This is a genomic window from Variovorax sp. OV084 (genome assembly GCF_900111625.1).
Classification (GTDB): Bacteria; Pseudomonadota; Gammaproteobacteria; order Burkholderiales; family Burkholderiaceae_C; genus Variovorax.
Genome location: NZ_FOII01000025.1, coordinates 1 through 25,894 on the forward strand (window position 1 = coordinate 1; position 25,894 = coordinate 25,894).

The window sequence follows — 25,894 nt, forward strand, 5'->3', positions numbered from 1 at the left end:
TTCGGGATCGCGATGCCGACCTGGGCCATGCCCATCAGGCCGACGTCGCCGAGCTTGTTGTGGCGCGCAGCGGCCGTAACGCCGACGAGCAGCGCAATCACGACGGTGAGGGCCATCGCCAGCATGGCGAGCGGCACGGTGAGCGCGAGGCGCTCCAGGATCAGGTCGAGCACCGGCGAGCTGTAGGCGTAGCTGTCGCCGAGGTTGCCGGTGAGCAGGCCGCCTATCCAGTGCCAGTAGCGGGTCCATGCGGGCTGGTCTAGGCCGAGCTTGGTGGCAAGGGCGGCCACTGCTTCGGGCGATGCGTCCGGCCCCATCAACATCTGCGCGGCGTTGCCGGGCAGGATCTCGAGGACGAGGAAAACGATGACCGAGGCGCCGATCAACGTGCCGATCAGCGTGGCGAGGCGCTTGAATAGAAACAGACTCATGGGGCGGGGCGCAGCATAACTGACTCCTGCAACAAGTGTGCCCTGAATGTGGCCTTTGTCATTCACAGGCGGCCCGCTTGGCCGAGCCCGCGATAATCGGGGGATGGCCCTCATGATCACCGACGAATGCATCAACTGCGATGTCTGCGAGCCCGAGTGCCCGAACGATGCGATTTACATGGGCGCGGAGTTCTACGAAATCGATCCGCACAAGTGCACCGAGTGCGTCGGCCATTTCGATGAGCCGCAGTGCGTGCAGATCTGCCCGGTGGCCTGCATTCCCCTGAATCCAGAGCACGTGGAAAGCCGCGAGACGCTGATGCAGAAGTACCAGCGCCTCACGGCGATCAAGGTGACGGCTGCTTCGACCGGCGCTTAGTCGGCCGACTTCCGCTTCTTTTTCTTGCGCTCAGGCGCGTCGCCGGCTGCCTTCGCGCTCTGGCCGCCGCTGAAGCTCATGCTCGATTTGCGAGCCGCGCCGGCCTCCTTGCGTGAGCGGTCCCGCTCTCTTTGCTCTGACATGGCGAGCCGTCTTTCCGCCAGGGCGGCGCTTCTTGCTTCGCGTGCGGCCCGCTGGTCTCGGTCATGGGCTGCTTTTTCCTGTGACAGGCGGGTGCGTTCCAGGCGGTCGGCGTGGGTTTGCGCGCTGCGTGTGCCGGCGTCGGCGGCCCGGCGGTCCTCGTCACTGCGGTGGTCGTTCACCTTCACCGTCTTGCCGCCTTCACAGGGCTGGTCGGAATAGGTGCTGCCGCAACGCCAGGTTTGAGCGGCGTTCTGGGCTGAGGCTCCCATGGATGCGGTGCAAATTGCTATTGAAAAGATAGCAATTGCCATCGTTCCGCTTCTTTTTCTTCTTTTCTTCTCTTCACTCATTTTTTATTTCTCTCCCTCCTGCACTGCGATGGCCGGCTAGGTGGCGGCAGGCGTGCCCCCGTCGCCGGGCTCCCGCCGCGGCGGTTTGGGCCGGGGCGGTTTGCTCGTGTGAATGACAAGGGTCGCCTTCTCCATCTCGCCCGCCACCAGCGCGGGGATCGCGTGCAGGGTGCGAGTGATGGCGTCCTCGATCGCTTCGCGTTGTTCCTTCAGCGGCTTCTTGAGCACCCAGTTGACGACCTCCGACTTCACGCCGGGGTGTCCGATGCCCAGGCGCAGGCGCCAGTAGTCGCCGGTGCCCAGTTGCGCGTGGATGTCGCGCAGCCCGTTGTGGCCGGCATGGCTGCCGCCAAACTTGAGCTTGACCTGGCCCGGGACCACGTCGAGCTCGTCGTGCGCCACGAGGATTTCCTCGGGCGCGATCTTGAAGAAACGGGCGAGGGCGGCCACCGACTTGCCAGACAGGTTCATGAAGGTCTGCGGCTCCAGCAGCCAGATGCTCTGGCCGCCGATGTTGGCGCGTGCGGCAAGGCCGTGGTAGCTGCGCTCGGGCACGAGATTGAGTTTCCACTCGCGCGCGAGGGCGTCGATCCACCAGAAGCCCGCGTTGTGCCGCGTGGCTTCGTACTCGGGGCCCGGGTTTCCGAGGCCGACAAACAGCTTGATCATAGTCGTGGATTATCCCGTCGCCGGAAAAGCAGAAGGCCCGCACGGGGCGGGCCTTCTGCAGCAACGAATGCGAAGAAGCGAATTACTTCTTGGCAGGCGTCTTGGCGGCGGGGGTCTTGGCTGCAGGAGCAGCCTTGCCACCCTTGCCGGCCGGCGCTGCTGCGGCGGCTGCATCGGCAGCGCCTTCAGCGGGGGCGTCGACTTCTTCAGCCGCCGGCGACACGGCCGAAGCCAGCACCGGGTTGACCTTGCCGTGGCTGACCCACTTCACGCCCTTGGGCAGCTTGATGTCCTTCAGCGTGACGGTGCCGTTCTTCTTCAGGCCCGACAGGTCGACTTCGATGAACTCCGGCAGGTCGGTCGGCAGGCAGTTCAGTTCGAGTTCGGTCGTCACGTGATTGACCAGGTTCAGGTCGATCTTGACGGCTTCGGATTCTTCTTCACCCTTGAAGTGCAGCGGCACCTTCAGGGTCATGCGGGTCTTGGCATCGACGCGCTGGAAGTCGATGTGTTGCACCAGCTGGCGGAACGGGTGGTATTGCACGTCGCGCAGCAGAACCTTGCTGACGTTGCCGCCCAGTTCCATTTCGAGCACGCTCGAATGGAAGGCTTCCTTCTTCAGGGCGTGCCACAGCGCGTTGTGATCGATTTCGATCAGTTGCGGCTGGGTGTCGCCACCGTAGACGATGCCGGGGGTCTTGCCCGAGATGCGGAGACGGCGGCTCGCACCCGTGCCCTGCTTTGCGCGCTCAAAAGCGACGAATTTCATAACTAGCTCCTGTGAGAGTCCACCGCGACCAGTGCGACTCCGGTTCAAAAAGGCTTCAGAAAAGAAGCCCGCTCTTTGGCTCGGGTCAGAACAGGTTGTCCTGGTCCGAGAACAAACTCATCACCGACTCGCCCTTGGCAATGCGCTGGATCGTTTCGGCGATCAGCGGTGCCACGGAGAGCTGGCGGATCTTTCCGCAGGCATTGGCGCCGTCGGAAAGGGGAATGGTGTTGGTCACGACCACTTCGTCCAGGGCCGAGCCCTGCGTGATGCGCTCGATGGCCGGGCCCGAGAAGATCGGGTGCGTGCAGTAGGCGTAGACGCTCTTGGCGCCGCGCTCTTTCAGCACTTCGGCTGCTTTGACCAGCGTGCCGGCCGTATCGATCATGTCGTCCATGATCACGCAGTTGCGGCCGTCGATCTCGCCGATCACGTTCATGACTTCGCTGACGTTGGCCTTCGGGCGGCGCTTGTCGATGATGGCGAGGTCGCAGTTCAATTGCTTGGCCAGCGCACGGGCGCGAACCACGCCGCCGACGTCGGGCGAGACCACGATCAGGTCTTCGTAGTTCTTGGCGCGCAGGTCGCCGAGCAGCACCGGCGAGGCGTAGATGTTGTCGACGGGAATGTCGAAGAAGCCCTGAATCTGGTCGGCGTGCAGGTCCATCGTGAGCACGCGCTCGACACCGACGGTTTCCAGCAGGTTGGCCACGACCTTGGCCGAGATCGGCACGCGGCTCGAACGCGGGCGGCGGTCCTGGCGGGCATAGCCGAAATAGGGAATCACGGCGCTGATGCGTTCGGCCGAAGCGCGCTTGAGCGCGTCGACCATGATCAGCAGTTCCATCAGGTTTTCGTTGGTCGGTGCGCAGGTCGACTGCACCACGAACACATCGCGCGCCCGGACGTTCTGGTTGATCTCGACGGTGACTTCACCGTCGGAGAAGCGACCGACGCGAGCGGCGCCCAGCGAGGTGCCGAGGTTGTGCGCGATTTCTGCAGCAAGGCCCGGATTGGCGTTGCCGGTGAAAACCATGAAATCAGGGTGATTAGCCTGCATGAGCGCGTCCCGGCAGTGCAAATTGGCTTAGGAAGCCGCCAAAAGGTTTGTGATGCGTGGCGGCCGGTGAGCCGCCGATTATTGCAGCGGGTGGGCTGCAAAAGAAGACTGCGGCCGTTGGGCCGCAGTCGTTGAAGATTTGGCAGGGGAGAAAGGATTCGAACCTTTGCATGCTGGAATCAAAATCCAGTGCCTTAACCAGCTTGGCGACTCCCCTACACGGGTCGATGGTTTTCACCATCAACCGATATATGTCGCATCGAACCGAATGAACGGTTCGATTATCTTCAGGTTGCCCATCCCAAGAGCGGATGGACTTCCAGGTTGCTGCATTGACGAACCTGCCAGCCTTCGGGGGCTTCGAGCAGTTCCGCTTCCTGCGGCGCTTGCGGCATCTTCGCGAACACCGAACTTCCGGAGCCGGTCATCCGGGCCTTCAACCCCTGGGCACCGAGCCATTCGATGGCGTCGGTGACGGCGGGGCAAAGTCGCTGGGCAACCGGCTGCAGGTCGTTGTGGCCGAAGTCGAAAACCGGGTTTCCCAGGTTCGTCGCTTCCAGCGATTCGCTATCTGCAGCAAAGCCCGAGATTATAGCAACAGGTGTGGCGCGTTGAAGATCGGAAGCCGAAAAAATTAATCGGGTATCGAGTCCCTCGGGTGGTTTGACCACCGCGAAACGCGCCGATGGCAGTGTAACCGGTGTGATTTCCTCGCCGATGCCCTCGACCCACGCATTGCGGCCGCCGAGGAAGAAGGGCACGTCCGCGCCCAGCTTCAGGCCGATGTGCGCCAGCCGCGACAGAGGCAGATTCAGTCCCCACAGGCGGTTCAGCGCGAGCAGGCAGGTGGCGGCATCCGAAGAGCCGCCGCCCATGCCCGCCTGTGCCGGCACGTGCTTGGCCACGCTGATATGCGCGCCCTGGCCGGGCGAGGCGAAAGCCTGCAGGGCGCGTGCCGCGCGCACGATCAGGTCGTCCGCGGGCAGCTCGGTCGTCAGGTCTTCGCGGCTCAGCTGCCCATCGCGCCGCAGCTCGACGTGCAGCGTGTCGCACCAGTCGATCAGCATGAAGACCGACTGCAGCAGGTGGTAGCCGTCGTCGCGCTGGCCGGTGATGTGGAGGAAGAGATTGAGCTTGGCCGGCGCGGGAAGGTCGTAGATCGCCTTCATGACCGCTCGAACACGATGCGCAGGTCGGCCCGGGGGCTCGGCGATTCGCGCACGGCCTGCAGCCGTCCGTTGCCGAGCTGTGCAAGATCGGGCTTCCAGCCGGGAACGGGGTCGTTGCGGCCCGCGAGCCAGCCGAACAAGGCGCCGACCGGAATTGCAGCGCCGGTAGCGGCCTCGATCAGTTCGTCGACGGAGTCGAAGCGACGTGTCTTGTTGCCGTCTTTCAGCAGGGCCTCGCCCGGTGCCCAGTGCAGTTGCGCCAGCGTGCTGCCGATGGGTGTCGTGAGTGTGAGGTCGCCCGAGTCGGCGGAGCCGCGCAGCTCGAACAGCGCAGCGAAGGTCTGCACCGGCTCGCTCTCGATGCGCAGCGACATCCGGCCGCTCCAGCCGTCCGAAGTCTTCGGTGCGGAAGAGCCGCCAGACAGCTGCGCGCAGCCTGCCATCAGGAGAAAGGCGGCTCCACCTGACGCCAAAAGGGTACGGCGGCCGTGGCCGGCCTGCGTTGGCACGAATGCCCCTGCGTGAGCCATGCTACGGCTTCACTCGCAGGCGTTTCAGCGTTTCCTGCAGCGTCTCGTTTTCGGCATCGCTCAGCAGGGCTTCCTTCCAGATCGTGACCGCGCGGTCTTTCTGGCCGGTGCTCCACAGGACTTCGCCGAAATGCGCGCCGATTTCGGGATCGGGCCGCGTCTTGTAGGCCGCTTCGAGGATGCGGATCGCCTCGGCCGTGTTGCCGAGCCGGAACTCGACCCAGCCCAGGCTGTCGGCGATGAACGGATCTTCCGGCGCCAGCTGCACCGCCTTCTGGATCAGCGTGCGCGCCTCGTCGAGCCGGATCTTGCGATCGGCGAACGAATAGCCCAGCGCGTTGTATGCGTTCTGGCTCTCGGGCTTGAGCTGGATGAGCCGGCGCAGCAGGCGCTCCATGTCGTCGAGGCGGTTGAGCTTCTCGGCGACCATGGCCTGGTCATAGACGAGGTCGCCGTCGTCAGGTGCCGCCACCGAGGCCTGGGCGAGCATGTCGTAGGCCGCCTGGTATTGCTTCGCATCGCGCAGCAGTTGCACTTCGGCAAGGAATTTCTGCTTCTTGTCGTCTGGCGTGCGCTCGGGCAGGCCGCGGATGATTTCGCGCGCCTGGGGCAGCTTGCCCTGGCGGGCCAGCAGCGCTGCGCGGCGGGTTTGCGCGGCCACCAGTTCGTCCGGGCCGTCGACGCGCGCGAGCCAGCGCTCGGCCGCCGTGAAGTCCTTGCGCCGTTCCGCCAGTTGCGACAGCGCGAAGTACGCCTGCGACACACCGCGCTTGCGGTCGGCGGCGTCATTGGCATCGCCATCGGCGTCCTTGCTGGCGCTGCGGCTGCTCGACAGTTCGATGAAGCGCTTGATCGAAGTCTCGGCTGCGGCGTCCTGTTTGGCCTGCATCTGGAGGCTGCCGAGCAGCAGCCATGGCTCAGCCAGCTCGGGCCGCGAGGTGGTCACTGCCTGGAGTTGCGTGGTGGCATCGTTGAAGCGCCTGTCCTCGACGAGCGCGCGAGCGTAGGCAATGCGCAGGTCGGGCGTGGCCTTCGGGTTGTTGTTCAGGTAGCGCGTGACGATCGGCTCGGCGAGCGGCTGGCCGGGGTCGATCATTTCGAGCGCCAATGCAGCGGGTGCATCGGAGCTCGGGTCGATCTCCTGGCCCTTGCGCGCGGCTTCCAGTGCGCCGGAAGCATCGCCTGCATTCAGGCGCAGCCGACCGACGGTGGCCCAGGCCAGTCCGCCGGTGGTCGGGTTCTTCAGCTCGTCGACCAGGGCCTGCTCGACCACCGAGGCGGCCAGCTTCTTGTCGGCGGCGCGCGAGTAATTGCGCACGATCACGGCCATCAGCAGCGGGCGTTCGATCTGCGACGTGGCCGCCACTTCGGCACGCAGCGGTTCGACGGTTTCGCTGATGCGATTCAGCGCAATGAGGATCTGCAGTTCGATGCGGCGTGCGTCGCGCGAAGTCGGCAGGGCTTCCTGCCATGCGCGTGCGGCGGCGAGGGCCGCATCGCCGGAGCGCGATTGCAGGGCGATCTCGACCGCGCGCTGGAACAGCTTGCCGTCGCGCAGCCGGCGGGCGGCATCGAGCACCAGCGCGTAGCCGGAGCCGGGATCTCCGGAGCGGGCGGTCATCTCGCCCATCAGGATCTCGTAGAACAGGTCGGCCGTCAGCGCGGAGGGCTGCGGCGCGGGTTCGCTGGCGGCCTTGGCTGTAATGGGCTTGGGCCTTGTCGAGGGCTTCGGCTGTGCCGATTGTTCGATGGTCAGCGCAGGGCCGTTGGGGGTTGCAGGGGCGGAAGATTGTGCGTGAACCGCACAAGCCAGCAAAGCGAGAGACGCGGCCGCCGCAAGGCGGTGTCGGCGGGGCGAAAGATTCATCCGACCATAATAATCCAGGCTTTTGAACGAACCTTGCGTGGGGCTTAGTCAACGCCGCATTTGCCGGAGATTTACTTTTCATGCCTGAGCTTCCCGAAGTCGAAGTCACCCGTCGCGGCTTTGCCGACCGCATCGCGGGCGCACGCATCGACGCGGTGCGCATCGGCAAGCCTCTGCGTTGGGCCCTGATGGTGCTGCCCGAGGCGCTGGTCGGGCGGCAGGTGCGCGAGGTGCGGCGGCGCGGCAAGTACCTGCTGATCGATCTCGATCGCGGCATCCTGCTGTTGCACCTGGGCATGTCGGGCAGCCTGCGTTTCGACGCTGCATTGCCGCCGCCCGGGCCGCACGACCATTTCGACCTGGTCACGGACCGAGGCACGCTGCGGCTCAACGATCCGCGCCGCTTCGGCGCCGTGGTCTACGTGGAAGACGAGGCCGCCCCATGGGCGATCAAGCTGCTCGGCGGCCTTGGCATGGAGCCACTGGGCGATGCCTTCGACCTCGACGCCTTCCACGCCGGCCTGAAGAAGCGCAAGAGCGCCGTCAAGCAGGTGCTGCTGGCGGGCGACGTGGTGGTGGGCGTGGGCAACATCTATGCGTCGGAGGCGTTGTTCCAGGCGGGCATCCGGCCAACGCTGTCGGCGGCACGTATCAGCCGTCCGCGGGCGGCCAAGCTTCATGCGGCCGTGCGCGAAATCCTGGCCCGGGCGGTGGAGAAGGGCGGCAGCACGCTACGAGATTTCTCCAATGTGGACGGACAGAATGGCTATTTCCAGCTCGAAGCGACCGTTTATGGCCGTGCCGGCGAGCCCTGTCGGGTTTGTGCAACGCCGATCCGGCAGCTACGCCAGGGGCAGCGCTCCACCTACTATTGCCCCAATTGCCAGAAGTAGGCGCCTGGTCCGGATGTCGGATTCAGACGTGGATCTCAGGAGAAACAATTTGGAGACGTTGGTTGTTCGCCTCCCGATGCTATATTTGTAAATTGTTTCTTACATATTTCCCTTGAGCCGCTCCTTCAACCAACAACTCGATCAGCACGGTGCGTGGCGGAGCAATTTCGCCCACCGGCTGCAGTGGCTGTCCCGCTGGCTGACCGAGAACGAGCTGCTCGACCAGGCAGTGGCGGAGCGCCTGCGCGGGCTCGAAACGCAGATCCGTACCAGCAAGGTCATGGTCGCCTTCGTGGCCGAGTTCTCGCGCGGCAAGTCGGAGCTGATCAACGCGATCTTCTTTGCCGGCTACGGGCGGCGCATCATGCCCGCGAGCGCCGGCCGCACCACGATGTGCCCGACCGAGCTGGGCTACGACGCCGCGCTCGCGCCCAAGCTGCGCCTGCTGCCCATCGAGACCCGGCTGGAGCCGCATTCGCTGGCCCATTGGCGCGAAAAGCCAACGCGCTGGACCGAGATAGCTATCGACGTCGGCAACGCCGAGCATCTGGCGCAGGCCATGAGCAAGGTGGCCGAGGTGCGCTGGGTCGCCAAGGATGAAGCGCGCACGCTGGGCTTCTGGAACGACGACACCCCCGACGACAACCCGGTGCAGGACGCCGAAGGCCGCGTCGAAATTCCGCGCTGGCGCCACGCGGTGCTGAACATGCCGCACCCGCTGCTGGAGCAGGGGCTGGTGATTCTCGACACCCCGGGCCTGAACGCGATCGGCGCCGAGCCCGAACTCACGGTGAGCCTGATTCCGCAGGCGCACGCCGTGGTCTTCATCCTGGGCGCCGAAACCGGCGTGACGCGCTCCGATCTCTCGATCTGGCGCGAGCACCTGATCACCGAGGACGAAGGCAACGACACGCGCTTCGTGGTGCTCAACAAGATCGACACGATGTGGGACACGCTGAGCACGCCCTCGCACATCGAGCAGCAGATCGAACGCCAGCGCGAAGGCGCGGCCCGTTTGCTCGAAGTGCCGCTGGCGCAGGTGCTGCCGGTGTCCGCGCAAAAGGGGCTGCAGGCCAAGATCCAGCACGACGGCCAGTTGCTGCAGGCCAGCCGCCTGCCGGCGCTTGAATCGTTGCTGGCCGAAGGCGTGCTCGGCAAGCGCGAAACCATGCTGCGGCTCGCGGTCGACGCGGGCATGACCGCGCTGCGCGCCGAGGCCGAGCGCATCCTGAAAGTGCGCCAGCGCGACCTGGCCGAGCAGGCGCTCGAACTGCAGGGGCTGCGCGGCAAGAACGTCTCGGTGATCCGCCACATGCGTGCGCGCATCGACCAGGAACATGCCGAGTTCGAAGGCAGCAACACGCGCATCCTGGCGCTGCGCTCGGTGCAGGGCAAGCTGCTGCGCGAGGTGTATGCCGTGCTCGGCCGCACTGCACTCAAGGCCGACATGGTGCGGCTGTCGGCCGCGCTCAAGCGCCCGGGCGTCAAGTTCAACGTCCGCAAGGTGTACGGCGAGACTTTCGATTCGCTGCGCAACAACCTGCGCGAGGTGCAGGCGACCACGGCCGAGATCCAGTCGATGCTGCATGCCACCTTCCGCCAGCTGAATGCCGAGCAGGGCTTCACCCTGCAGGCGCCGGCCGAGCCCGACCTGACGGGCTTCGAGCAGGAGCTGGGACAGATCGAACGCAGCCACATCCACTACCTGGGCGTGGGCAACCTGCTGAAGCTCGCGCAGGCCGATTTCTGCGACAAGCTGGTTCGCGCGCTGGCCAGCCGGCTGCGGCTCGTCAACGAAGCAGCCATGACCGAGGTCGAGCGCTGGAGCAAGGGCGCGAGCGCGCAGATCGACGCGCAGCTCAAGGAGCGCCGCCGCAACTTCAGCAAGCGCATCGAGGCGATCGAGCGCATCCAGAGCGCGGCGGGCAATCTCGACGAACGGCTGATCGAACTGGCCGCGCAGGAAAGCAATCTCGCCGAGCTTCATGTGCAGCTGCGCGAGTTCACTTCGCTGATCGCGCAGCACGGAAAGCTGCAGGCCGCGGCGACTGTCGGCGAGCTGCGTGCGGCCTGAAGCTTCCGCCTCCACGGCGGTTGCTGGCTTGCAATTGCCCCCGGATTTCGCAGCGCAGATCGTGAGCTGGCAGCGCAGCCACGGGCGCAGCCAGCTGCCTTGGCAGAACACCCGCGACCCGTACCGCGTGTGGCTGTCGGAGGTGATGCTCCAGCAGACGCAGGTGACGACGGTGCTCGGCTACTTCGCGCGTTTTCTCGAACGCTTTCCCGACGTGAAGGCGCTGGCCGCCGGCACCGAGGACGAGGTCTTCGGGCTCTGGAGCGGGCTGGGCTACTACAGCCGCGCGCGCAACATGCATCGCTGCGCGCAGGAAGTCGTCGCGCGCTTCGGCGGCGAGTTTCCGCGCACGGCCGCCGAACTCGTCACCTTGCCCGGCATCGGCCGATCGACCTCGGCCGCCATTGCCGCCTTCTGCTTCGGCGAGCGCGTGGCGATCCTCGACGGCAACGTGAAGCGCGTGCTGACGCGCGTGCTTGGCTTTGCGGGCGACATGTCTTCGGCGGCGCAGGAGCGTGCGCTGTGGGACCTGGCAACGCAATTGCTGCCGCCAGCAGAGCAGAAAGAAGCCATCGCGAGCTACACGCAAGGCGTGATGGACCTGGGCGCCACGGTGTGCCTGCCGCGCAAGCCGAGCTGCATGATCTGCCCGGTCAACAAGACCTGCGCGGCCCTGCGGGAAGGCGCGCCGGAGCGCTACCCCGTCAAGACCCGCAAGCTCAAGCGCAGTGCACAGTCGCTCTGGGTGCTGCTGGCGCGCGATGCGCAAGGCCGCGTGTGGCTGGAGAAGCGGCCGTCCAAGGGCATCTGGGCCGGGCTCTATTGCCTGCCCGTGTTCGACAGCCGCGAAGATCTTCTGGCTGCACTGCCGACGGCCGCGCGACGCGGCGTGCAGGACCTGCCGGCCTTCGTGCATGTGCTGACCCACAAGGACCTGCATCTGCATCCGGTGCAGCTTCAGGGCGGCCAGCCGCAAGGCGATGGCGCGCGATGGGTCGAGGCCGAGGAGTGGGGCCGCTTGGGCCTGCCGGCGCCGATGCGCAAGCTGCTGGAAGGTAGCGAGGCTTAATCAGCCGATCTTTAGTCGGCGGATCAGTCCAGTCAGGCCGCGTCGAGTTCGCGGTGCCGCTTGAGCGCACCCCAGCGCGCACCGAACGAGCGCGCCAGCTGCTCGACCAGGAACACCGAACGGTGCTGCCCGCCCGTGCACCCGATGGCCACCGTCACATAGCTGCGATGGTCGCGCGCCAGTGCATCGAGCCAATGCGTGAGGAACTGTTCGATGTCGTTGTACATGCGCGCTACGTCGTCGTGCTCGCGCAGCCATTCGATCACCGGCTCGTCGCGGCCCGTGAGCGGGCGCAGCGCGGGCACGTAGTGCGGGTTGGGCAGCATGCGCACGTCGAACACGTAGTCCGCATCGAGCGGCACGCCGCGCTTGAAGGCGAACGATTCGAACACCAGCGTCAGCGCGCTTTGCGGCGCGGAGATCAGCGACTTGATGTAGCTCTGCAGCTGCGCCGGCCGGATCAGGCTCGTGTCGATCACGTCCGCGCCGTCGCGCAGGTCGGCCAGCAATTCGCGTTCGAGCTCGATGGCCTGCATCAGCACGCGGTGCTGCTCGGGCACGTCGGTACGGCCTTCCTGGCGCGAGAGTGGATGGCGGCGGCGGGTTTCCGAGTAGCGGCGCAGCAGGGCGTCGGTGGTCGCGTCGAGGAACAGCGAACGCAGCGAGATCTCGCCGTCGCGCCGCAGCGCTTCGAGCTGCTGTGGAACGATTGGTAGCGAGACGCCGCTGCGCACGTCCATGGCAATGGCCACGCGCGGCGTCTGCTGTTCGTGCTGCAAGGCGATGAAGGATGTCAGCAGTTCGGGCGGCAGGTTGTCGACGCAGTAGTAGCCAGCGTCTTCCAGCGCATGCAGGGCCACCGACTTGCCGGAGCCCGACATGCCCGTGATGAGCACGAGGTCGAGGTTCATGGCGCGGTCACCGAGGTCTTGTGGCCGAGCATTTCGCGTGCGTGCGCGAGCGAGGTTTGCGAGACCTTCTCACCGCCCAGCATGCGGGCGATTTCCTTGGCGCGGTTGTCATCGTCGAGGCGCGACACGCCGCTCTCGGTGCGCGGGCCGTCCTTGCCGGCTGCTGCCGTCTGGCGCTTGGCCACAACGAGGTGATGGTCGGCACAGGCGGCCACCTGGGGCAGGTGGGTCACGGCGAGAACCTGGCGGTCGCGGCCGAGCTGCTTCATGAGGCGGCCGACGGTCTCGGCGACCGCACCGCCGACGCCGGCATCGACCTCGTCGAAGATCAGCGTCTGCGCCGCGCCGAGCTGGCTGGTGGTGACGGCGATGGCCAGCGCAATGCGCGACAGTTCGCCGCCCGAGGCCACCTTGCCGATGGCGCGCGGCGTGCTGCCGGTGTGGCCGGCCACGAGAAAGGCCACGTCTTCGAGGCCGGCACGGCTGGGCTGCGCCAGCGGCTGCAGTTCGACGTCGAAGCGTCCGCCCTGCATGCCGAGACCCTGCATCGCATCGGTGACGGCTTGAGCGAGGCGCGGCGCAGCTTGCTTGCGGACCTTGCCGAGCGCCTTGGCTTCCTTCATGTAGGCCTGCTGTGCGTTCTGTTCTGCGCGCTCAAGCCCTTCGAGATCGCTTTGCGCATCCAGCGCCTGCAGTTCGGCCTGCCAGCCGGCGAGCAGCGCCGGCAGTTCGGCGGGCGGGCGCTTGTAGCGGCGCGCGAGCGACATCCACAGGCCCATGCGCTCGTCCAGCTCGGCCAGGGTTTGCGGATCGGTGTCGGCATCGCGCAGGTAGCCGTGCAGCGTGTGGGCAGCGTCGGAGGCCTGGGCCACGCATGAGGCGAGCACTTCGCCCAGCGCGCGGAACTCGGGCTCGATGTGCTCGCAGTTCTGCAGCAGCGTGAGCGCGCGCGTAAGCGCGGGGAGGGCGCCGTTGTCGTCGTCTTCCAGTGCCTGGCTGGCACCCTGGGCCGCGTCGATCAGGGCCTGCGCGTTGGAGATGCGCGAGTGGTTGGTCGACAGCTCTTCCCACTCGTCGACGCCCGGTGCGAGCTTGGCGACTTCGGAAATCTGCCATTGCAGCCGCTCGCGTTCGCGCTGCAGCGAGTCCTGCGCCGAGCGCGCGTGTTCGAGTGCGGAAAGTGCCTGCCGCCAGCTTTGCCACGCGGCGTCGAGCGCATCGGTGCGCACGCCTGCGTAGGCGTCGAGCAGGCCGCGCACTGCCTCAGGCCGCGTCAGGCTTTGCCAGGCGTGCTGGCCGTGGATGTCGAGCAGGCGGTCGCCGAGCTCGCGCAACTGCGTGGCCGTGGCTGGGCTGCCGTTGATCCAGCCGCGGCTGCGGCCCTGCAGGTCGACGGTGCGGCGCAGCAGCAGCGCGTCGCCGGCTTCGAAGCCGCCTTCGTCGAGCCAGGTGTCCAGGGCGGGGTCGGCGTCGAATTCGGCACTCACGTCGAGCCGTTCGGCCCCTTCGCGCACCGCGCCAGCGTCGGCGCGGTTGCCCAGCGCCAGTTGCAGCGCGTCGATCAGGATGGATTTGCCCGCGCCGGTTTCGCCGGTCAATACCGTGAAGCCGCCGGACAGGTCGAGTTCGAGTGATCGCACGATCACGAAGTCGCGCAGTGCGATGCGTCGCAGCGCCATTTCAGGAGCCCCCTTCGTTCCAGTGAAGTTTCTTGCGCAAGGTGTCGAAATAGCTCCAGCCGCGCGGGTGCAAAAAGCGCACGCGGAAATCGGAGCGGCGCACCACCACGCGGTCGCCGATTGCGAGCGAGGCCAGCGACTGCATGTCGAAATTGGCGCTGGCGTCACGCCCGCCCACCAGCTCGATCACGATCTCGTCGGCGTCGGGCAGCAGCACGGGGCGGTTCGACAGCGTGTGCGGTGCGATCGGTACCAGCACCCAGCCCGGCACGGCCGGATGCAGCAGCGGCCCACCGGCCGACAGTGCGTAGGCCGTCGAGCCTGTGGGCGTGGCGATGATCAGGCCGTCGGCGCGCTGGTTGGCCACGAAATGGCGGCCCACCGATACGCGCAACTCGACCATGCCGGAGGTGGCGCCGCGGTTGACGACCACGTCGTTCATGGCGAGCGCGTCGAACACCGAGGCGCCGTCGCGCACGACCTGTGCGTGCATCAGGCTGCGGTGGTCTTCCTCGTACTCGCCGGCCAGCATCGGGATCAGCGTGGCCTGGTAGTTGTCGAGCGGAATGTCGGTGATGAAGCCGAGCCGGCCGCGGTTGATGCCGATCAGCGGGATGCCATAGCTGGCGAGCTGCCGGCCGATGCCGAGCATGGTGCCGTCGCCGCCGACTACCAGGCCGAGGTCGCAGCGCTGGCCGATTTCCTCGACGCTCAGGGCTTCGTAGCGTGGATGGGCAGGGGCGCCGTCATCGTCTTCCTCGCAGGTCGAGCGCTCGACGAACACCGTGCAGCCTTGCGATTCGAGGAAGGCGCCAATGCCTTCCATGACGCCGTCGCGCGAGTCCGCCTGCGCCCGGGCGCCGGAAGCCTGGTATTTGCCGATCAGGGCGACGTGACGAAAGCGAGAGGTCATATCTCACAAATTACAACACTAAAATCTTGCAATGCTGGACGACCGTGCCAAGTTGCTGCTCAAGACGCTCGTCGAGCGCTACATCGCCGACGGGCAACCCGTCGGCTCGCGCACGCTGTCGCGTTCCTCGGGGCTCGATCTGTCGCCAGCGACCATCCGCAACGTCATGTCCGACCTCGAGGCGCTGGGGCTGATCGCCAGCCCGCACACCTCGGCCGGCCGCATTCCGACGCACCGTGGATACCGCCTCTTCGTCGACACCATGCTGACCGCGCAGCGCGAACAGATGAGCACGCCGAGCCTCGCGCCCGACCAGCCGCAGAAAGTGATCGCCAATGCGGCGCATCTGTTGTCGAACCTGTCGCAGTTCGTTGGCGTGGTGATGGCGCCGCGGCGCGCTTCGGTGTTCAAGCAGATCGAGTTCCTGAAGCTCTCTGACCGGCGCCTGCTGGTGATCATCGTCTCGCCCGATGGCGACGTGCAGAACAGGGTGATCTTTCCGGAGGCCGACTATTCGCAGTCGCAGCTGGTCGAGGCCTCGAACTACATCAATGCGCACTATGCGGGCCTGACTATCGAGCAGGTGCGCGATCGTCTCCAGTCCGAGGTCGAAAAGCTGCGTGGCGAGATCGCTGCGCTGATGCAGGCCGCGGTGCAGGTCAGTTCCGAAGTGCTGAACGAGGCGCAGGAAGACGACGTCGTGATCTCCGGTGAGCGCAACCTGCTGGCGGTGAGCGATTTCTCCAGCGACATGGGGCAGTTGCGCCGTGCCTTCGAACTCTTCGAGCAGAAGGCCCAGTTGATGCGCCTGCTCGACGTGTCGAGCAAGGCCGAAGGGGTGCGCATCTTCATTGGCGGCGAAAGCCAGGTGGTGCCCTTCGAAGAACTCTCCATCGTCAGCGCCAACTACGAGGTCGATGGACAGGTCGTGGGTACGCTGGGCGTGATCGGGCCGACGCGCATGCCCTACGAGCGCATGATCCAGATCGTCGACATCACGTCGCGCCTGGTGAGCAATGCGCTGAGCCATCGCAAGTAGGCGCCGCAGCGCGAATAGAATCGTGCCGCGTGGGCCGTTAGCTCAGTTGGTTAGAGCAGCGGACTCATAATCCGTTGGTCGATGGTTCAAGCCCATCACGGCCTACCACTGCTTCTTGTTTTTGCCCGTTTTCGGAACGAGCCTCAGAACAGGCTATAATCGAAGGCTCAGCGGCTGTAGCTCAGTTGGATAGAGTACTTGGCTACGAACCAAGGGGTCGTGGGTTCAATTCCTGCCAGCCGCACCATCTCCAGAAATGCCCGGAAGATTCATCTTCCGGGCATTTTTCTTTTGTGCCTTCGCGTGGATTCGGCCGGGCAAATGCAAAAAGGGTCGAAGAAAGCGGGCTATAATTGCAAGCTGTGCGGCTGTAGCTCAGTTGGATAGAGTACTTGGCTACGAACCAAGGGGTCGTGGGTTCAATTCCTGCCAGCCGCACCATTACAAGAAAAGCTCGCAACGAAAGTTGCGGGCTTTTTTCATTTGGAGGATTCTGCTTTGAGCAAGGCATTCACCAAGGAAACAGACTCTGACGGGGATGACGACGGCGCCGATGGCGCTTTGCCTCCGTTGCCCGCAGGCAGCAAGAACTACATCACCCCCGAAGGCTACGCGCGCCTGCGCGACGAACTGTTGCAGCTGATGGACGAGGAGCGGCCGAAGATCGTCGAAACCGTGCATTGGGCGGCCAAGAACGGTGACCGCTCCGAGAACGGCGACTACCTCTACGGCAAGAAGCGCCTGCGCGAGATCGATCGCCGCATCCGTTTTCTCACCAAGCGCCTCGAAATCGCGGAGGTCACCGATCCTTCGGTGCACCACGGTCGCGATCAGATCTTCTTCGGCGCCACCGTTCGCTATGCCGACGAGATGGGTGACGAGCGCAGCGTCACGATCCTAGGCATCGACGAAGCGGAGAGCGCGAAGTCGCAGGTCAGCTGGATTTCGCCGATTGCGCGGGCGCTGCTCAAGTCGCGCGAAGGCGACGTGGTGAAGCTCGTCACGCCGGGCGGGGCGCACGAGGTCGAGATTCTGTCCGTGAGCTATCCGGCGCCGCGCCCAGCCGCGGCGTAACGGCGCCTCAGGGGGCGGGAACCGTCCTCGACGCGGTCAGCACCGACGCGGTACGTCGGGCCGCGCGCAACACGGCATCCAGATGCGTGCGGTCGCGCACGGCGATCACGAAGCGCAGGTCGGTCGAATCCTGCGGGGTTTCGTCGGCCATTTCCACATGGGTGATGTCTGCTTCCGCATCGGCCAGCGTGGCTGCGACCCGCGCCAGCACGCCCTTGTCGTTGCGCACGGTGATGACCACGCCGGTCTCGAAGGCGCGCGTGGGTTCGTCCGCCCACTCGACGGCGAAGAAGCGTTCGCTGTCTTTATGGCGCAGCCGCTGGCCAACGCCGCAGTCTTCCGTGTGTACCACCAGACCTTCGCCATGGCCGAGGTAGCCGACGATCTGGTCGCCCGGAATCGGCCGGCAGCACAGCGCAAAGCGCACCGACGAGTTTTCGCTTCCATCCAGCGTGACCGCCCCCTGCGACACGGTTTCGTGCGAGATGAAGCGCTCGCGGCTCAGCAGCAGCGCATCGGGCCTTTCGCCCAGTTCGGAGAGCATTGCCACCAGCCGCTTCGCGACAATGCTGGCAATGCGCTTGCCCAGGCCAATGTCGGTCAGCAGTTCGGAGCGGGTGCGGTTGCCGGTGAAGCGCAGCAGCTTCTCCCACAGCGCCTGGTGTTCCTCGTCTTCCTCGGGCAGCTTGCTCAGGCCTTCGGCGCGCAGTGCCTGCGCGAGCAGCTTTTCGCCAAGGCCTTCCGACTCGGCGTGCGCCAGGGTCTTCAGATAGTGGCGGATCTTGGAGCGCGCCCGGCCGGTTCGCACGAAGCCCAGCCAGGCCGGATTGGGCGTCGACACCGGCGCGGTGATCACTTCGACCACGTCGCCGTTCTTGAGCTCGGTGCGCAGCGGCACCTGGTCGCCGTTGATGCGCGCGGCCGAGGTGTGGTCGCCGATGTTGCTGTGGATGGCGTAGGCAAAGTCGACCACCGTGGCGCCGCGGGGCAGGGCCATGATCTGGCTCTTGGGCGTGAACACATAGACCGCATCCGGAAACAGGTCGACCTTGACGTGGTCCCAGAACTCGGCGGCGTCGCGTGTTTCGTCCTGAATGTCGAGCAGCGACTGCAGCCACTTGGTGCCCAGCCGGTCGTTGCTGGCCGCGTTCGGTTCGGCCGCCTTGTACAGCCAGTGTGCAGCCACGCCCGATTCGGCCACCACATGCATTGCCTCGGTCCTCAACTGGAACTCGACGCTCACGCCGGCAGGGCCGACGAGCGTGGTGTGCAGCGACTGGTAGCCGTTGAGCTTGGCGATCGCGATGTGGTCCTTGAACTTGCCCGGCAGGGGCTTGTACATCTGGTGCAGGATGCCCAGGCCGGTGTAGCAGGCGATCACGTTCGGCACGATCAGGCGGAAGCCGTAGATGTCGGTCACCTGGGCGAAGCTCAGGTGCTTTTCTTCCATCTTGCGATAGATCGAATAGAGCGTTTTCTCGCGCCCCGCGATGCGCAGCGTCATGTTTGCTGCGGCAAAGGCGGTTTCGACCTCGCGCTGCACCTTCTGGATCAGGTCGCGGCGTCGGCCCCGCGCCTTGGCCACGGCCTTCGACAGCGTGGCATAGCGCCACGGTTTCAGATGCCGGAACGACAGCTCCTGCAGCTCGCGGTAGGTCTGGTTCAGCCCGAGGCGATGCGCGATGGGCGCGTAGATCTCCAGCGTTTCGCGCGAGATGCGACCCCACTTCTCGCGCGGCGCATCGGCCAGCGTGCGCATGTTGTGCGTGCGGTCCGCCAGCTTGACCAGGATCACGCGCACGTCGCGCGCCATGGCCAGCAGCATCTTGCGGAACGACTCGGCCTGGTTTTCTTCGCGGGTGTTGAACTGCAGCTTGTCGAGCTTGGTCAGCCCGTCGACCAGTTCGGCCACCGGGGCGCCAAAGCGCTCGATGAGTTCGGGCTTGGTGACGCCGCAGTCTTCGATGGCGTCGTGGAGCAGGGCCGCCATCAGCGCCTGCGCATCGAGCTTCCACTCGGCGCATTGCGCCGCCACGGCGATGGGGTGGGTAATGTACGGCTCGCCGCTGTTGCGCAGCTGTCCGAGGTGGGCCTCGTCGGCGAAGCGGTAGGCGCGGCGGACCAGCTCGGTGTCTTCGGGGCTCAGGTAGTCGAGGCGCGCGGTCAGTGCGGCAAAGCTTGCGGCGGCCGCGTTCAGCGCAGCCGGACTCGGCTTCGGCGTGCCCTTGGGGGCATGGGACTGAGATTTGGCTACCGCGCTCATGGCTACCACTTTAGCGTGACCGCTGTATGGACGCGTTCAGGCATAAAAAAAGCACCGCTTTGCGGTGCCTTTTCGTTGCAGGGCTGCGTCAGATCAGCCCGGCACCTTCTTGAGCATTTCGAGGCCGATCTTGCCTTCGGCGATTTCGCGCAGGGCGGTCACGGCGGGCTTGTTCTTGCTCTCGATCTTGGGGGCATGGCCCTGGCTCAGCATGCGCGCACGGTACGTGGCGGCCAGGACGAGCTGGAAACGGTTCGGAATATTGACGAGACAGTCTTCGACGGTGATGCGGGCCATGATGAGAATCTTTCTGTCTGTGAGCGGATGAACTCGGATATCAGGGGATGTTCAGTGCGGCGAATGTGTCGGCACGTGCACGGCGCTGTGCGGAATACCGGAGCCGCTGAGCGTGGACGATCGCCTTGAGATCGAAAAGCGCGCGCTCAAATAACTCGTTGATTATAACGAAGTCGAATTCCCCCGCCCTGGCCATCTCTTCGGCGGCGTTCTTCAGGCGCAATTCGATGACCGAGGCGCTGTCTTCGCCGCGCCGTTCGAGGCGGGAGCGCAATTCTTCCCAGCTGGGCGGCAGGATGAAGATCATGACCGCGTTGGCGAAGGTCTTGCGGATCTGCAGTGCACCCTGGAAGTCGATTTCGAGGATGACGTCGGCCCCCTGGGCGATCCGCTCCTCGATGGCCCTCTTGGAGGTGCCGTACCGGTGGCCGTGCACATGGGCCCATTCCACGAAGCCGTCCGCCGCGATCAGGGCGTCGAACTCCGTCGGCGAGGCAAAAAAGTACTCGCGGCCGTGCTTTTCCTGCCCGCGCGGCGACCGGGTCGTGTGCGAGACCGAGGGCTGCACGGCCGAATCGAGCTCCATGAGCGCCTTGACAAGGCTCGATTTGCCGGCCCCGCTGGGCGCGGCCACCACGAAGATATTGCCGGGGTAATCCATTCTTTCGCTCGTCGTCATTCGATGTTCTGCACCTGCTCGCGCATCTGCTCGATCAGGACCTTCATGTCCACGCCGATGCGCGTGAGCTCCAGCGCCGCCGACTTCGAGCCCAGCGTGTTGGCCTCGCGGTGCAGCTCCTGGATCAGGAAGTCGAGGCGCTTGCCGATTTCTCCGCCCTTTTTTAGCAGCCGCTCGATCTCGTCGAGGTGCGAGTTCAGCCGGGTGAGCTCTTCGGCCACGTCGATGCGGATCGCAAAGGCGGTGGCTTCGGTCAGCGCGCGGTCCTGGGCGGCTTCGGGCAGCGTGCCGCCCGTGCCGGCGGTCAGGCCCATGGCCTCCTGCCAGCGCTCCAGGAAGCGGGTGCGCTGCTGTTCGACCAGTTGCGGCACCAGCGGGCCCGCCTGCAGCACCAGGGTGCGCAACTGGCCCAGATGGGCTTCGAGCATCTTGGCCAGCCGCGCGCCTTCGCGCTGGCGGGCCGACATCAGGCCTTCGAGCGCCTTGCCGGCGACATCGAGCAGGTCGGGGCCCCAGTCGCCGCGGGCGGCGCTGTCGCCGCCGGCCAGGCGCAGCACGTCGGCTACGCTCAGGTCGCGGGCGCTGGGCAACCAGGCCTTGATGCTGTCCTGCACCCCGTTGAGCCGCTGGAGCAGCTTGACGGAGGGCTCGACCACACCGGCCTGGGCCGTGTTCTCGATGGCGGCCCGTACTTCGACCTTGCCGCGCTTGAGCTTGCCCGTGAGCAGCTCGCGCAGCGCGGTTTCATGCTGGCGCAGTTCCTCCGGCAATTTGAAGGTGAGATCGAGGAAGCGGCTGTTGACCGAGCGGATTTCTACCCCGAGCCGACCCGCGGCGGCAGGCCGTGCCTCGGCTTCGGAGTGGCTGCCTGCGGACCCGTTCTGGCCGCTGGCGTAGCCGGTCATGCTGTAAACTGGCATTGCGCCTCACTGTGGTTTTGCTTGCATGCACCGAGGCGTCGGCACGGCGTTCGCTTGCCGCACCATCGCCTTCGGGCGAAACTCCCGGATTATGTCAAAGGTCAAGCCTACGCCCCTGTTGCCCGATACGGTCATTGGTGGTTACCGCGTTGTACGCCGGCTTTCCGCAGGTGGGTTCGGTGTCGTCTATCTCGCCATCGACCCCAGCGGACAGCAGGTGGCCATCAAGGAATATCTGCCGTCTTCGCTTGCCACGCGGGGGCCGGGCGAGCTCGCGCCGCAGGTGCCGCCGGAGAAGCTGTCACTCTACCGGCTGGGGCTCAAGAGCTTCTTCGAAGAGGGCCGCTCGCTCGCGCAGATCTCGCACGCCTCGGTGGTCAGCGTGCTCAATTTCTTCCGCGAGAACGAAACCGTCTACATGGTCATGAACTACCTGGAGGGCGCGACCCTGCAGGATTTCGTGGTCACGGCGCGCGACCTGAAGAAGCAGAAGGTGTTTCGCGAGTCGACCATCCGTTCGCTGTTCGACGAGATCCTGCGCGGCCTGCGCATCGTCCACCAGTACAAGATGCTGCACCTGGACATCAAGCCGGCCAACATCTTCGTCACCGACGACGACCGCGCCGTGCTGATCGACTTCGGCGCCGCGCGCGAAGTGCTCAGCAAGGAAGGCATCTTCATCCGCCCGATGTACACCCCCGGCTTCGCCGCCCCCGAGATGTACCGGCGCGATTCGTCGATGGGCCCGTGGACCGACATCTACGCCATCGGCGCCTGCATCTACGCCTGCATGCAGGGCTATCCGCCCAATGACGCGCCCAGGCGCATCGAGAAAGACCGGCTCAGCCTGTCGCTGTCGCGCCTGCGGGGCGTGTACTCCGACAACCTGATCGAGGTGGTCGAGTGGTGCATGTCGCTCGACCCGCTGTCGCGCCCGCAATCGGTCTTCGCGCTGCAGAAGGAGCTCAGCCGCGAAGGCGAGCGCCGCTACACCAAGCTCACGGTGGGCGAGAAAGTGCGCCTGTCGATCGACAACATCCGCTCCTTCGACAAGAAGAGTCTGCCCAAGGCTGCTGCGCCCACCACGCGCCCTGCATGACATCATGAAATTCTCCGTCTTCCAGGTCAGCCGCAAGGGCGGACGTCTCAAGAACGAAGACCGCATGGGCTATTGCTACACGCGGGAATCGAGCCTGTTCGTGCTGGCCGACGGCATGGGCGGCCACCCGGAAGGCGAGGTTGCGGCGCAGCTGGCGCTGCAGACCATTGCCGCGCTCTATCAGCGCGAGGCGCGCCCGGTCGTGAAGGACGCGAAGGCCTTCCTGGCCGAGTCGGCCATGGCCGCGCATCAGCAGATCATGCGTTACGCGAGCCACAAGGCCATGCTCGATACTCCGCGCACCACCGTCGTCGCGGCCGTGCTCCAGGGCACGACCGCCACCTGGATGCACTGCGGCGATTCGCGCCTGTACGTCGTGCGCGACGGCCGCCTGCTGGTGCGCACGCGCGACCACTCGCACGCCGAACGCCCCAAGCCGCACGGCTCCGACATGCCCGTCAACCGCAATCTGCTGCTGACCTGCCTCGGCTCGCCGACCACGCCGCTGTTCGACGTCTCGGCGCCGCTGCAGCTGCAGCGCGGCGACCGCATCATGTTGTGCTCCGACGGCGTCTGGGGCGTGCTCGATGACGAATTGATCGTGCACACCCTCTCGTCCGACAAGCCCGTGTCCGACGCCGCGCCCGATCTCGCCGAGATGGCCTTGCGCAAGGGCGGCGCCCACAGCGACAACGTCACGCTGATCGCGCTCGAATGGGAAATGCCCGACAGCACGGGCGACGATCGCAGCGGCGTATCCACCGAAACCATCGAAGACGGCGTGTTCGCCTCGACCATCCAGGCAGGCATGCCGTCGGACAACGAAATCGACGACCTCGACGAAGACGCCATCGAGCGCTCCATCGCCGAAATCAACGAAGCCATTCGCCGTTCCGCCGCACGCAAGACCTGAGCGCGCGCGGCTTTTCTTTTTCTTTCCGGTTCTCAAACAAATGACTGCTTTCACACGGAGCGGCGGCCGCGCCGCCGACCAGCTGCGCCCCGTACGCATCACCCGCGGCTTCACCATCCACGCCGAAGGCTCGGTGCTGATCGAGTTCGGCCAGACCCGTGTGCTGTGCACCGCCTCGGTCGAAGAAAAGGTGCCGCCGCACAAGAAGGGCAGCGGCGAAGGCTGGGTCACCGCCGAATACGGCATGCTGCCGCGCGCCACGCACACCCGCAGCAGCCGCGAGGCAGCCAAGGGCAAGCAGACCGGCCGCACGCAGGAAATCCAGCGCCTCATCGGCCGCTCGATGCGCGCTGTATTCGACCTCGCCGTGCTCGGCGAACGCACCATCCACCTTGACTGCGACGTGCTGCAGGCAGACGGCGGCACGCGCACCGCGGCCATCACCGGCGCCTTTGTCGCCGCGCAGGACGCCGTCAACAAGCTGCTGGCCGCCGGCACCCTCAAGGCCTCGCCCATCAAGGGCCACGTGGCCGCCATCTCGGTTGGCATCGTCGAAGGCACACCGCTGCTCGACCTCGAGTACACCGAAGACTCGGCCTGCGACACCGACATGAATGTCGTCATGACCGGCGCCGGCCATTTCGTCGAAGTGCAGGGCACGGCCGAAGGCGTGGCCTTCACGCGCGACGAAATGAACATCCTGCTCGGCCTGGCCGAGAAGGGCATCGGCGAGCTCGTGACCCTGCAGCAGCAGGCGCTGCTGCCATCGAACTGACCAACAGCTACTGGCGCTCGTCAATCGGGCGTCACAGCCACTTTTGACTTTTTATGAAACTGGTTCTGGCTTCCAACAACGCAGGCAAGCTCGCTGAACTCCAGCAACTGTTTGCCGAACTGGCCGTCACCCTGGTGCCTCAGTCGGCGCTGGGCGTGAGCGAGGCTGAAGAACCCTTCCGCACCTTCGTCGAGAACGCGCTGACCAAGGCGCGCCATGCCAGCGCCGCCACCGGCCTGCCGGCCATGGCCGACGACGCGGGCCTGTGTGTCGATGCCTTCGGCGGCCTGCCGGGCGTCGACACCGCCTTCTACGCCACGCAGTTCGGCTACACCAAGGGCGACGCCAACAACGTGAAGGCGCTGCTCGAACAGCTCGACGGCGTGGCCAACCGCCGCGCCGCGCTCGTGAGCACGCTGGTCGCGCTGCGCAGCCATGACGACCCCGAGCCGCTCATCGCCGTCGGCCGCGTGGTCGGCGAGATCGCGCCCGCGCCCGTTGGCGACAACGGCTTCGGCTTCGACCCCGTCATGTTCCTGCCGGCCTTCGGCAAGACCTTTGCCCAGCTGCCGCCAGAAGTGAAGAACGCCAACAGCCACCGCGGTCGCGCGGCGCAGGCCATGCTGGCGTTGATGCGCGAGCGCTGGCTGTAATGGCCACCACCTTCCCGATCCTGCCGGCGCAGCCCACGGGCGCGCCGCAGGCCAACGACGTGCTGCACTGGATGCGGCCCGGTCCGCTGCAGCTCAGCGCGCTGCCGCCGTTGTCGCTCTACATCCACCTGCCGTGGTGCCTGCGCAAGTGCCCGTACTGCGACTTCAACTCGCACGAATGGCGCGCCACGAGCGAGGCCGAGATCGACGGCATTCCCGAAGCGGCGTACATCGACGCGCTGGTAGCCGATCTCGACGCCGCACTGCCGCTCATCTGGGGCCGCACGGTCCACACCATCTTCATCGGCGGCGGCACGCCCAGCCTGTTTTCGCCGCAAGCCATCGACCGCTTGCTGGGCGACGTGCGCGCACGCCTCAAGCTCGCGCCCGACTGCGAGATCACGCTGGAAGCCAACCCCGGCACCTTCGAGCGCAACCGCTTCCGCGCGTACCGCTCGGCCGGCGTCACGCGCCTTTCGGTGGGCGTGCAGAGCTTCAACGACGAGCACCTGAAGGCGCTGGGCCGCGTGCATGACCGCGCGCAGGCCATCGCTGCCCTGGAAGAGGCCGCGAGCACCTTCGACACCTTCAACCTCGACCTGATGTACGCGCTGCCAGGCCAGACTTTGGAAGGCCTCGACGCCGACCTCTCGCAGGCACTGGCCCTCGCGCCGCCGCACATCTCGGTGTACCACCTGACCATCGAGCCCAACACCTGGTTCGCCAAGTTCCCACCCACGCTGCCCGAGGACGACATCGCCTACGCCATGCTCGACCGCATCACCGAGCGCACCAGCGCCAACGGCATGTCGCGCTACGAGGTGTCGGCCTATGCGCGTGAGGGGCACCAATGCGCGCACAACCTCAACTACTGGCAGTTCGGCGACTATCTCGGTATTGGGGCCGGCGCGCACAGCAAGTTGAGCTTTGCGCACCGTATCGTGCGGCAGGTGCGCTTTCGCGAGCCGCGCCTGTACATGGAGAACGCGCGCGCGGGCGCCGCGGTGTCGCAGAGCGACGAAGTGGCACTGGCCGATCTGCCGTTCGAGTTCATGCTCAATGCACTGAGGCTGAAGACCGGCTTCACGCTGCCGCAATTCAGCGAACGCACGGGGCTGGCGATGACGTCGATCCAACGCGGTCTGGAAGAAGCGGAGCGCAAGGGGCTCGTGGCACGCGACCTGTTCCGCGTGTGGCCGACCGAGCGCGGGCTGGATTTTCTGAGCGATCTGCAGGCGATGTTCCTGCCCGACGAAGAGTAGGGCGGCGCCGTCG

The 25,894-nt window shown here is 65.8% G+C and carries 26 protein-coding genes and 4 tRNA genes; 14 read left to right on the forward strand and 16 right to left on the reverse strand.

Annotated features, from left to right (window positions below):
• Positions 1-431: ABC transporter permease (locus BMW87_RS31390; protein ID WP_143062640.1), on the reverse strand; the 431-nt coding region annotated here is incomplete at its 3' end.
• Positions 432-534: 103 nt separating this feature from the next.
• Between BMW87_RS31390 and BMW87_RS31395 the strand changes: the two genes are divergently transcribed.
• Positions 535-810, forward strand: coding sequence for a YfhL family 4Fe-4S dicluster ferredoxin (locus BMW87_RS31395; RefSeq protein ID WP_093059717.1), 276 nt, complete (start codon positions 535-537; stop codon positions 808-810).
• On the opposite strand, the gene BMW87_RS31400 is transcribed toward BMW87_RS31395, so the two are convergent.
• From BMW87_RS31400 to BMW87_RS31435, 8 genes are all read right to left on the reverse strand, one after another.
• The gene (locus BMW87_RS31400; protein ID WP_177192886.1) at positions 807-1,304 is read right to left on the reverse strand and encodes a hypothetical protein; all 498 of its coding nucleotides are present in this window, start codon (positions 1,302-1,304) and stop codon (positions 807-809) included. The genes BMW87_RS31395 and BMW87_RS31400 overlap by 4 nt on opposite strands.
• Positions 1,305-1,340: 36 nt before the next feature.
• Complete coding sequence (gene pth, locus BMW87_RS31405) at positions 1,341-1,973, reverse strand: aminoacyl-tRNA hydrolase (protein ID WP_093059713.1); 633 nt, start codon at positions 1,971-1,973, stop codon at positions 1,341-1,343.
• A gap of 82 nt (positions 1,974-2,055) precedes the next feature.
• Positions 2,056-2,742, reverse strand: a complete 687-nt coding sequence (locus BMW87_RS31410; RefSeq protein WP_093059712.1) for a 50S ribosomal protein L25/general stress protein Ctc — start codon at positions 2,740-2,742, stop codon at positions 2,056-2,058.
• Between the two features lie 85 nt (positions 2,743-2,827).
• The gene (locus BMW87_RS31415) at positions 2,828-3,802 is read right to left on the reverse strand and encodes a ribose-phosphate pyrophosphokinase (RefSeq protein ID WP_081269883.1); all 975 of its coding nucleotides are present in this window, start codon (positions 3,800-3,802) and stop codon (positions 2,828-2,830) included.
• 140 nt (positions 3,803-3,942) lie between these two features.
• Positions 3,943-4,019 (reverse strand) — tRNA-Gln (locus BMW87_RS31420).
• A 70-nt stretch (positions 4,020-4,089) separates the two neighbouring features.
• Positions 4,090-4,971, reverse strand: a complete 882-nt coding sequence (gene ispE, locus BMW87_RS31425) for a 4-(cytidine 5'-diphospho)-2-C-methyl-D-erythritol kinase (RefSeq protein WP_093081821.1) — start codon at positions 4,969-4,971, stop codon at positions 4,090-4,092.
• On the reverse strand, positions 4,968-5,414 hold the full coding sequence (locus BMW87_RS31430) for a lipoprotein insertase outer membrane protein LolB (protein ID WP_256216990.1): 447 nt from the start codon (positions 5,412-5,414) through the stop codon (positions 4,968-4,970). The genes ispE and BMW87_RS31430 overlap by 4 nt, the downstream gene beginning before the upstream one ends.
• An 88-nt stretch (positions 5,415-5,502) precedes the next feature.
• Complete coding sequence (locus BMW87_RS31435) at positions 5,503-7,368, reverse strand: tetratricopeptide repeat protein (protein WP_093081826.1); 1,866 nt, start codon at positions 7,366-7,368, stop codon at positions 5,503-5,505.
• 80 nt (positions 7,369-7,448) lie between these two features.
• Here BMW87_RS31435 and mutM point away from each other — a divergent pair, with 80 nt between their 5' ends.
• The 3 genes from mutM to mutY all read left to right on the forward strand — a co-directional run bounded on the left by mutM (position 7,449) and on the right by mutY (position 11,404).
• Positions 7,449-8,261, forward strand: coding sequence for a bifunctional DNA-formamidopyrimidine glycosylase/DNA-(apurinic or apyrimidinic site) lyase (gene mutM / locus BMW87_RS31440; RefSeq protein ID WP_093081828.1), 813 nt, complete (start codon positions 7,449-7,451; stop codon positions 8,259-8,261).
• A gap of 112 nt (positions 8,262-8,373) precedes the next feature.
• A complete protein-coding gene (locus BMW87_RS31445) occupies positions 8,374-10,335 on the forward strand; it encodes a dynamin family protein (protein ID WP_093081831.1) in 1,962 nt (653 codons plus the stop codon).
• A gap of 34 nt (positions 10,336-10,369) precedes the next feature.
• The gene (gene mutY, locus BMW87_RS31450; protein ID WP_093081834.1) at positions 10,370-11,404 is read left to right on the forward strand and encodes an A/G-specific adenine glycosylase; all 1,035 of its coding nucleotides are present in this window, start codon (positions 10,370-10,372) and stop codon (positions 11,402-11,404) included.
• Positions 11,405-11,436: 32 nt separating this feature from the next.
• Here the strand turns inward: mutY and rapZ are convergent, their stop codons facing one another.
• From rapZ to BMW87_RS31465, 3 genes are read right to left on the reverse strand one after another with little or no spacing between them, the layout of a single operon-like run.
• The gene (gene rapZ / locus BMW87_RS31455) at positions 11,437-12,315 is read right to left on the reverse strand and encodes an RNase adapter RapZ (protein WP_093059700.1); all 879 of its coding nucleotides are present in this window, start codon (positions 12,313-12,315) and stop codon (positions 11,437-11,439) included.
• Positions 12,312-13,994, reverse strand: coding sequence for a DNA repair protein RecN (recN, locus tag BMW87_RS31460; protein ID WP_093081836.1), 1,683 nt, complete (start codon positions 13,992-13,994; stop codon positions 12,312-12,314). Before recN ends, rapZ begins: the two co-directional genes overlap by 4 nt.
• 1 nt (position 13,995) lies before the next feature.
• A complete protein-coding gene (locus BMW87_RS31465) occupies positions 13,996-14,907 on the reverse strand; it encodes an NAD kinase (RefSeq protein WP_093059696.1) in 912 nt (303 codons plus the stop codon).
• 31 nt (positions 14,908-14,938) lie between these two features.
• Here BMW87_RS31465 and hrcA point away from each other — a divergent pair, with 31 nt between their 5' ends.
• The 5 genes from hrcA to greB all read left to right on the forward strand — a co-directional run bounded on the left by hrcA (position 14,939) and on the right by greB (position 17,020).
• On the forward strand, positions 14,939-15,946 hold the full coding sequence (gene hrcA / locus BMW87_RS31470) for a heat-inducible transcriptional repressor HrcA (RefSeq protein WP_093059694.1): 1,008 nt from the start codon (positions 14,939-14,941) through the stop codon (positions 15,944-15,946).
• Between the two features lie 31 nt (positions 15,947-15,977).
• Positions 15,978-16,054: transfer RNA gene (locus BMW87_RS31475), tRNA-Ile, on the forward strand.
• A gap of 62 nt (positions 16,055-16,116) precedes the next feature.
• Positions 16,117-16,193: transfer RNA gene (locus tag BMW87_RS31480), tRNA-Arg, on the forward strand.
• A 117-nt stretch (positions 16,194-16,310) separates the two neighbouring features.
• A tRNA-Arg gene (locus BMW87_RS31485) sits at positions 16,311-16,387 on the forward strand.
• A 57-nt stretch (positions 16,388-16,444) separates the two neighbouring features.
• The gene (gene greB, locus BMW87_RS31490) at positions 16,445-17,020 is read left to right on the forward strand and encodes a transcription elongation factor GreB (protein WP_093059692.1); all 576 of its coding nucleotides are present in this window, start codon (positions 16,445-16,447) and stop codon (positions 17,018-17,020) included.
• A 7-nt stretch (positions 17,021-17,027) separates the two neighbouring features.
• On the opposite strand, the gene BMW87_RS31495 is transcribed toward greB, so the two are convergent.
• The 4 genes from BMW87_RS31495 to BMW87_RS31510 form a co-directional block, all read right to left on the reverse strand.
• On the reverse strand, positions 17,028-19,283 hold the full coding sequence (locus BMW87_RS31495; RefSeq protein WP_093081838.1) for a RelA/SpoT family protein: 2,256 nt from the start codon (positions 19,281-19,283) through the stop codon (positions 17,028-17,030).
• A 93-nt stretch (positions 19,284-19,376) separates the two neighbouring features.
• Positions 19,377-19,580 (reverse strand): DNA-directed RNA polymerase subunit omega, encoded by a 204-nt coding sequence (rpoZ, locus tag BMW87_RS31500; protein ID WP_007835875.1) that lies wholly within the window; start codon positions 19,578-19,580, stop codon positions 19,377-19,379.
• A 40-nt stretch (positions 19,581-19,620) separates the two neighbouring features.
• On the reverse strand, positions 19,621-20,241 hold the full coding sequence (gmk, locus tag BMW87_RS31505; RefSeq protein WP_093059689.1) for a guanylate kinase: 621 nt from the start codon (positions 20,239-20,241) through the stop codon (positions 19,621-19,623).
• A gap of 14 nt (positions 20,242-20,255) precedes the next feature.
• Positions 20,256-21,179 (reverse strand): YicC/YloC family endoribonuclease, encoded by a 924-nt coding sequence (locus tag BMW87_RS31510; protein ID WP_093059687.1) that lies wholly within the window; start codon positions 21,177-21,179, stop codon positions 20,256-20,258.
• A gap of 91 nt (positions 21,180-21,270) precedes the next feature.
• On the opposite strand from BMW87_RS31510, the gene BMW87_RS31515 reads away from it, so the two are divergent.
• Genes BMW87_RS31515 through hemW form a run of 5 tightly spaced genes read left to right on the forward strand, consistent with a single transcriptional unit; the run spans position 21,271 to position 25,881 of the window.
• Positions 21,271-22,278, forward strand: coding sequence for a serine/threonine protein kinase (locus tag BMW87_RS31515; protein ID WP_042673779.1), 1,008 nt, complete (start codon positions 21,271-21,273; stop codon positions 22,276-22,278).
• A 4-nt stretch (positions 22,279-22,282) separates the two neighbouring features.
• On the forward strand, positions 22,283-23,191 hold the full coding sequence (locus tag BMW87_RS31520; RefSeq protein ID WP_093059685.1) for a PP2C family protein-serine/threonine phosphatase: 909 nt from the start codon (positions 22,283-22,285) through the stop codon (positions 23,189-23,191).
• Positions 23,192-23,231: 40 nt separating this feature from the next.
• The gene (gene rph, locus BMW87_RS31525) at positions 23,232-23,966 is read left to right on the forward strand and encodes a ribonuclease PH (protein ID WP_093059683.1); all 735 of its coding nucleotides are present in this window, start codon (positions 23,232-23,234) and stop codon (positions 23,964-23,966) included.
• Positions 23,967-24,019: 53 nt separating this feature from the next.
• Complete coding sequence (locus BMW87_RS31530; protein WP_093081840.1) at positions 24,020-24,619, forward strand: non-canonical purine NTP pyrophosphatase; 600 nt, start codon at positions 24,020-24,022, stop codon at positions 24,617-24,619.
• Positions 24,619-25,881, forward strand: a complete 1,263-nt coding sequence (hemW, locus tag BMW87_RS31535) for a radical SAM family heme chaperone HemW (protein ID WP_093059679.1) — start codon at positions 24,619-24,621, stop codon at positions 25,879-25,881. The genes BMW87_RS31530 and hemW overlap by 1 nt, the downstream gene beginning before the upstream one ends.
• Positions 25,882-25,894: the final 13 nt, after the last annotated feature.

Coding starts and splice junctions, on each gene's coding strand:
- rph (WP_093059683.1), top strand. CDS start 23,232: ATGACTGCTTTCACACGGAGCGGCGGCCGCGCCGCCGACCAGCTGCGC.
- pth (WP_093059713.1), bottom strand. CDS start 1,973: ATGATCAAGCTGTTTGTCGGCCTCGGAAACCCGGGCCCCGAGTACGAA.
- hrcA (WP_093059694.1), top strand. CDS start 14,939: ATGCTGGACGACCGTGCCAAGTTGCTGCTCAAGACGCTCGTCGAGCGC.
- gmk (WP_093059689.1), bottom strand. CDS start 20,241: ATGGATTACCCCGGCAATATCTTCGTGGTGGCCGCGCCCAGCGGGGCC.
- BMW87_RS31515 (WP_042673779.1), top strand. CDS start 21,271: ATGTCAAAGGTCAAGCCTACGCCCCTGTTGCCCGATACGGTCATTGGT.
- ispE (WP_093081821.1), bottom strand. CDS start 4,971: ATGAAGGCGATCTACGACCTTCCCGCGCCGGCCAAGCTCAATCTCTTC.
- recN (WP_093081836.1), bottom strand. CDS start 13,994: ATGGCGCTGCGACGCATCGCACTGCGCGACTTCGTGATCGTGCGATCA.
- BMW87_RS31520 (WP_093059685.1), top strand. CDS start 22,283: ATGAAATTCTCCGTCTTCCAGGTCAGCCGCAAGGGCGGACGTCTCAAG.
- BMW87_RS31530 (WP_093081840.1), top strand. CDS start 24,020: ATGAAACTGGTTCTGGCTTCCAACAACGCAGGCAAGCTCGCTGAACTC.
- BMW87_RS31495 (WP_093081838.1), bottom strand. CDS start 19,283: ATGAGCGCGGTAGCCAAATCTCAGTCCCATGCCCCCAAGGGCACGCCG.
- BMW87_RS31395 (WP_093059717.1), top strand. CDS start 535: ATGGCCCTCATGATCACCGACGAATGCATCAACTGCGATGTCTGCGAG.
- BMW87_RS31510 (WP_093059687.1), bottom strand. CDS start 21,179: ATGCCAGTTTACAGCATGACCGGCTACGCCAGCGGCCAGAACGGGTCC.
- BMW87_RS31415 (WP_081269883.1), bottom strand. CDS start 3,802: ATGCAGGCTAATCACCCTGATTTCATGGTTTTCACCGGCAACGCCAAT.
- rapZ (WP_093059700.1), bottom strand. CDS start 12,315: ATGAACCTCGACCTCGTGCTCATCACGGGCATGTCGGGCTCCGGCAAG.
- mutM (WP_093081828.1), top strand. CDS start 7,449: ATGCCTGAGCTTCCCGAAGTCGAAGTCACCCGTCGCGGCTTTGCCGAC.
- hemW (WP_093059679.1), top strand. CDS start 24,619: ATGGCCACCACCTTCCCGATCCTGCCGGCGCAGCCCACGGGCGCGCCG.
- BMW87_RS31465 (WP_093059696.1), bottom strand. CDS start 14,907: ATGACCTCTCGCTTTCGTCACGTCGCCCTGATCGGCAAATACCAGGCT.
- BMW87_RS31435 (WP_093081826.1), bottom strand. CDS start 7,368: ATGAATCTTTCGCCCCGCCGACACCGCCTTGCGGCGGCCGCGTCTCTC.
- rpoZ (WP_007835875.1), bottom strand. CDS start 19,580: ATGGCCCGCATCACCGTCGAAGACTGTCTCGTCAATATTCCGAACCGT.
- BMW87_RS31400 (WP_177192886.1), bottom strand. CDS start 1,304: ATGAGTGAAGAGAAGAAAAGAAGAAAAAGAAGCGGAACGATGGCAATT.
- BMW87_RS31430 (WP_256216990.1), bottom strand. CDS start 5,414: ATGGCAGGCTGCGCGCAGCTGTCTGGCGGCTCTTCCGCACCGAAGACT.
- BMW87_RS31410 (WP_093059712.1), bottom strand. CDS start 2,742: ATGAAATTCGTCGCTTTTGAGCGCGCAAAGCAGGGCACGGGTGCGAGC.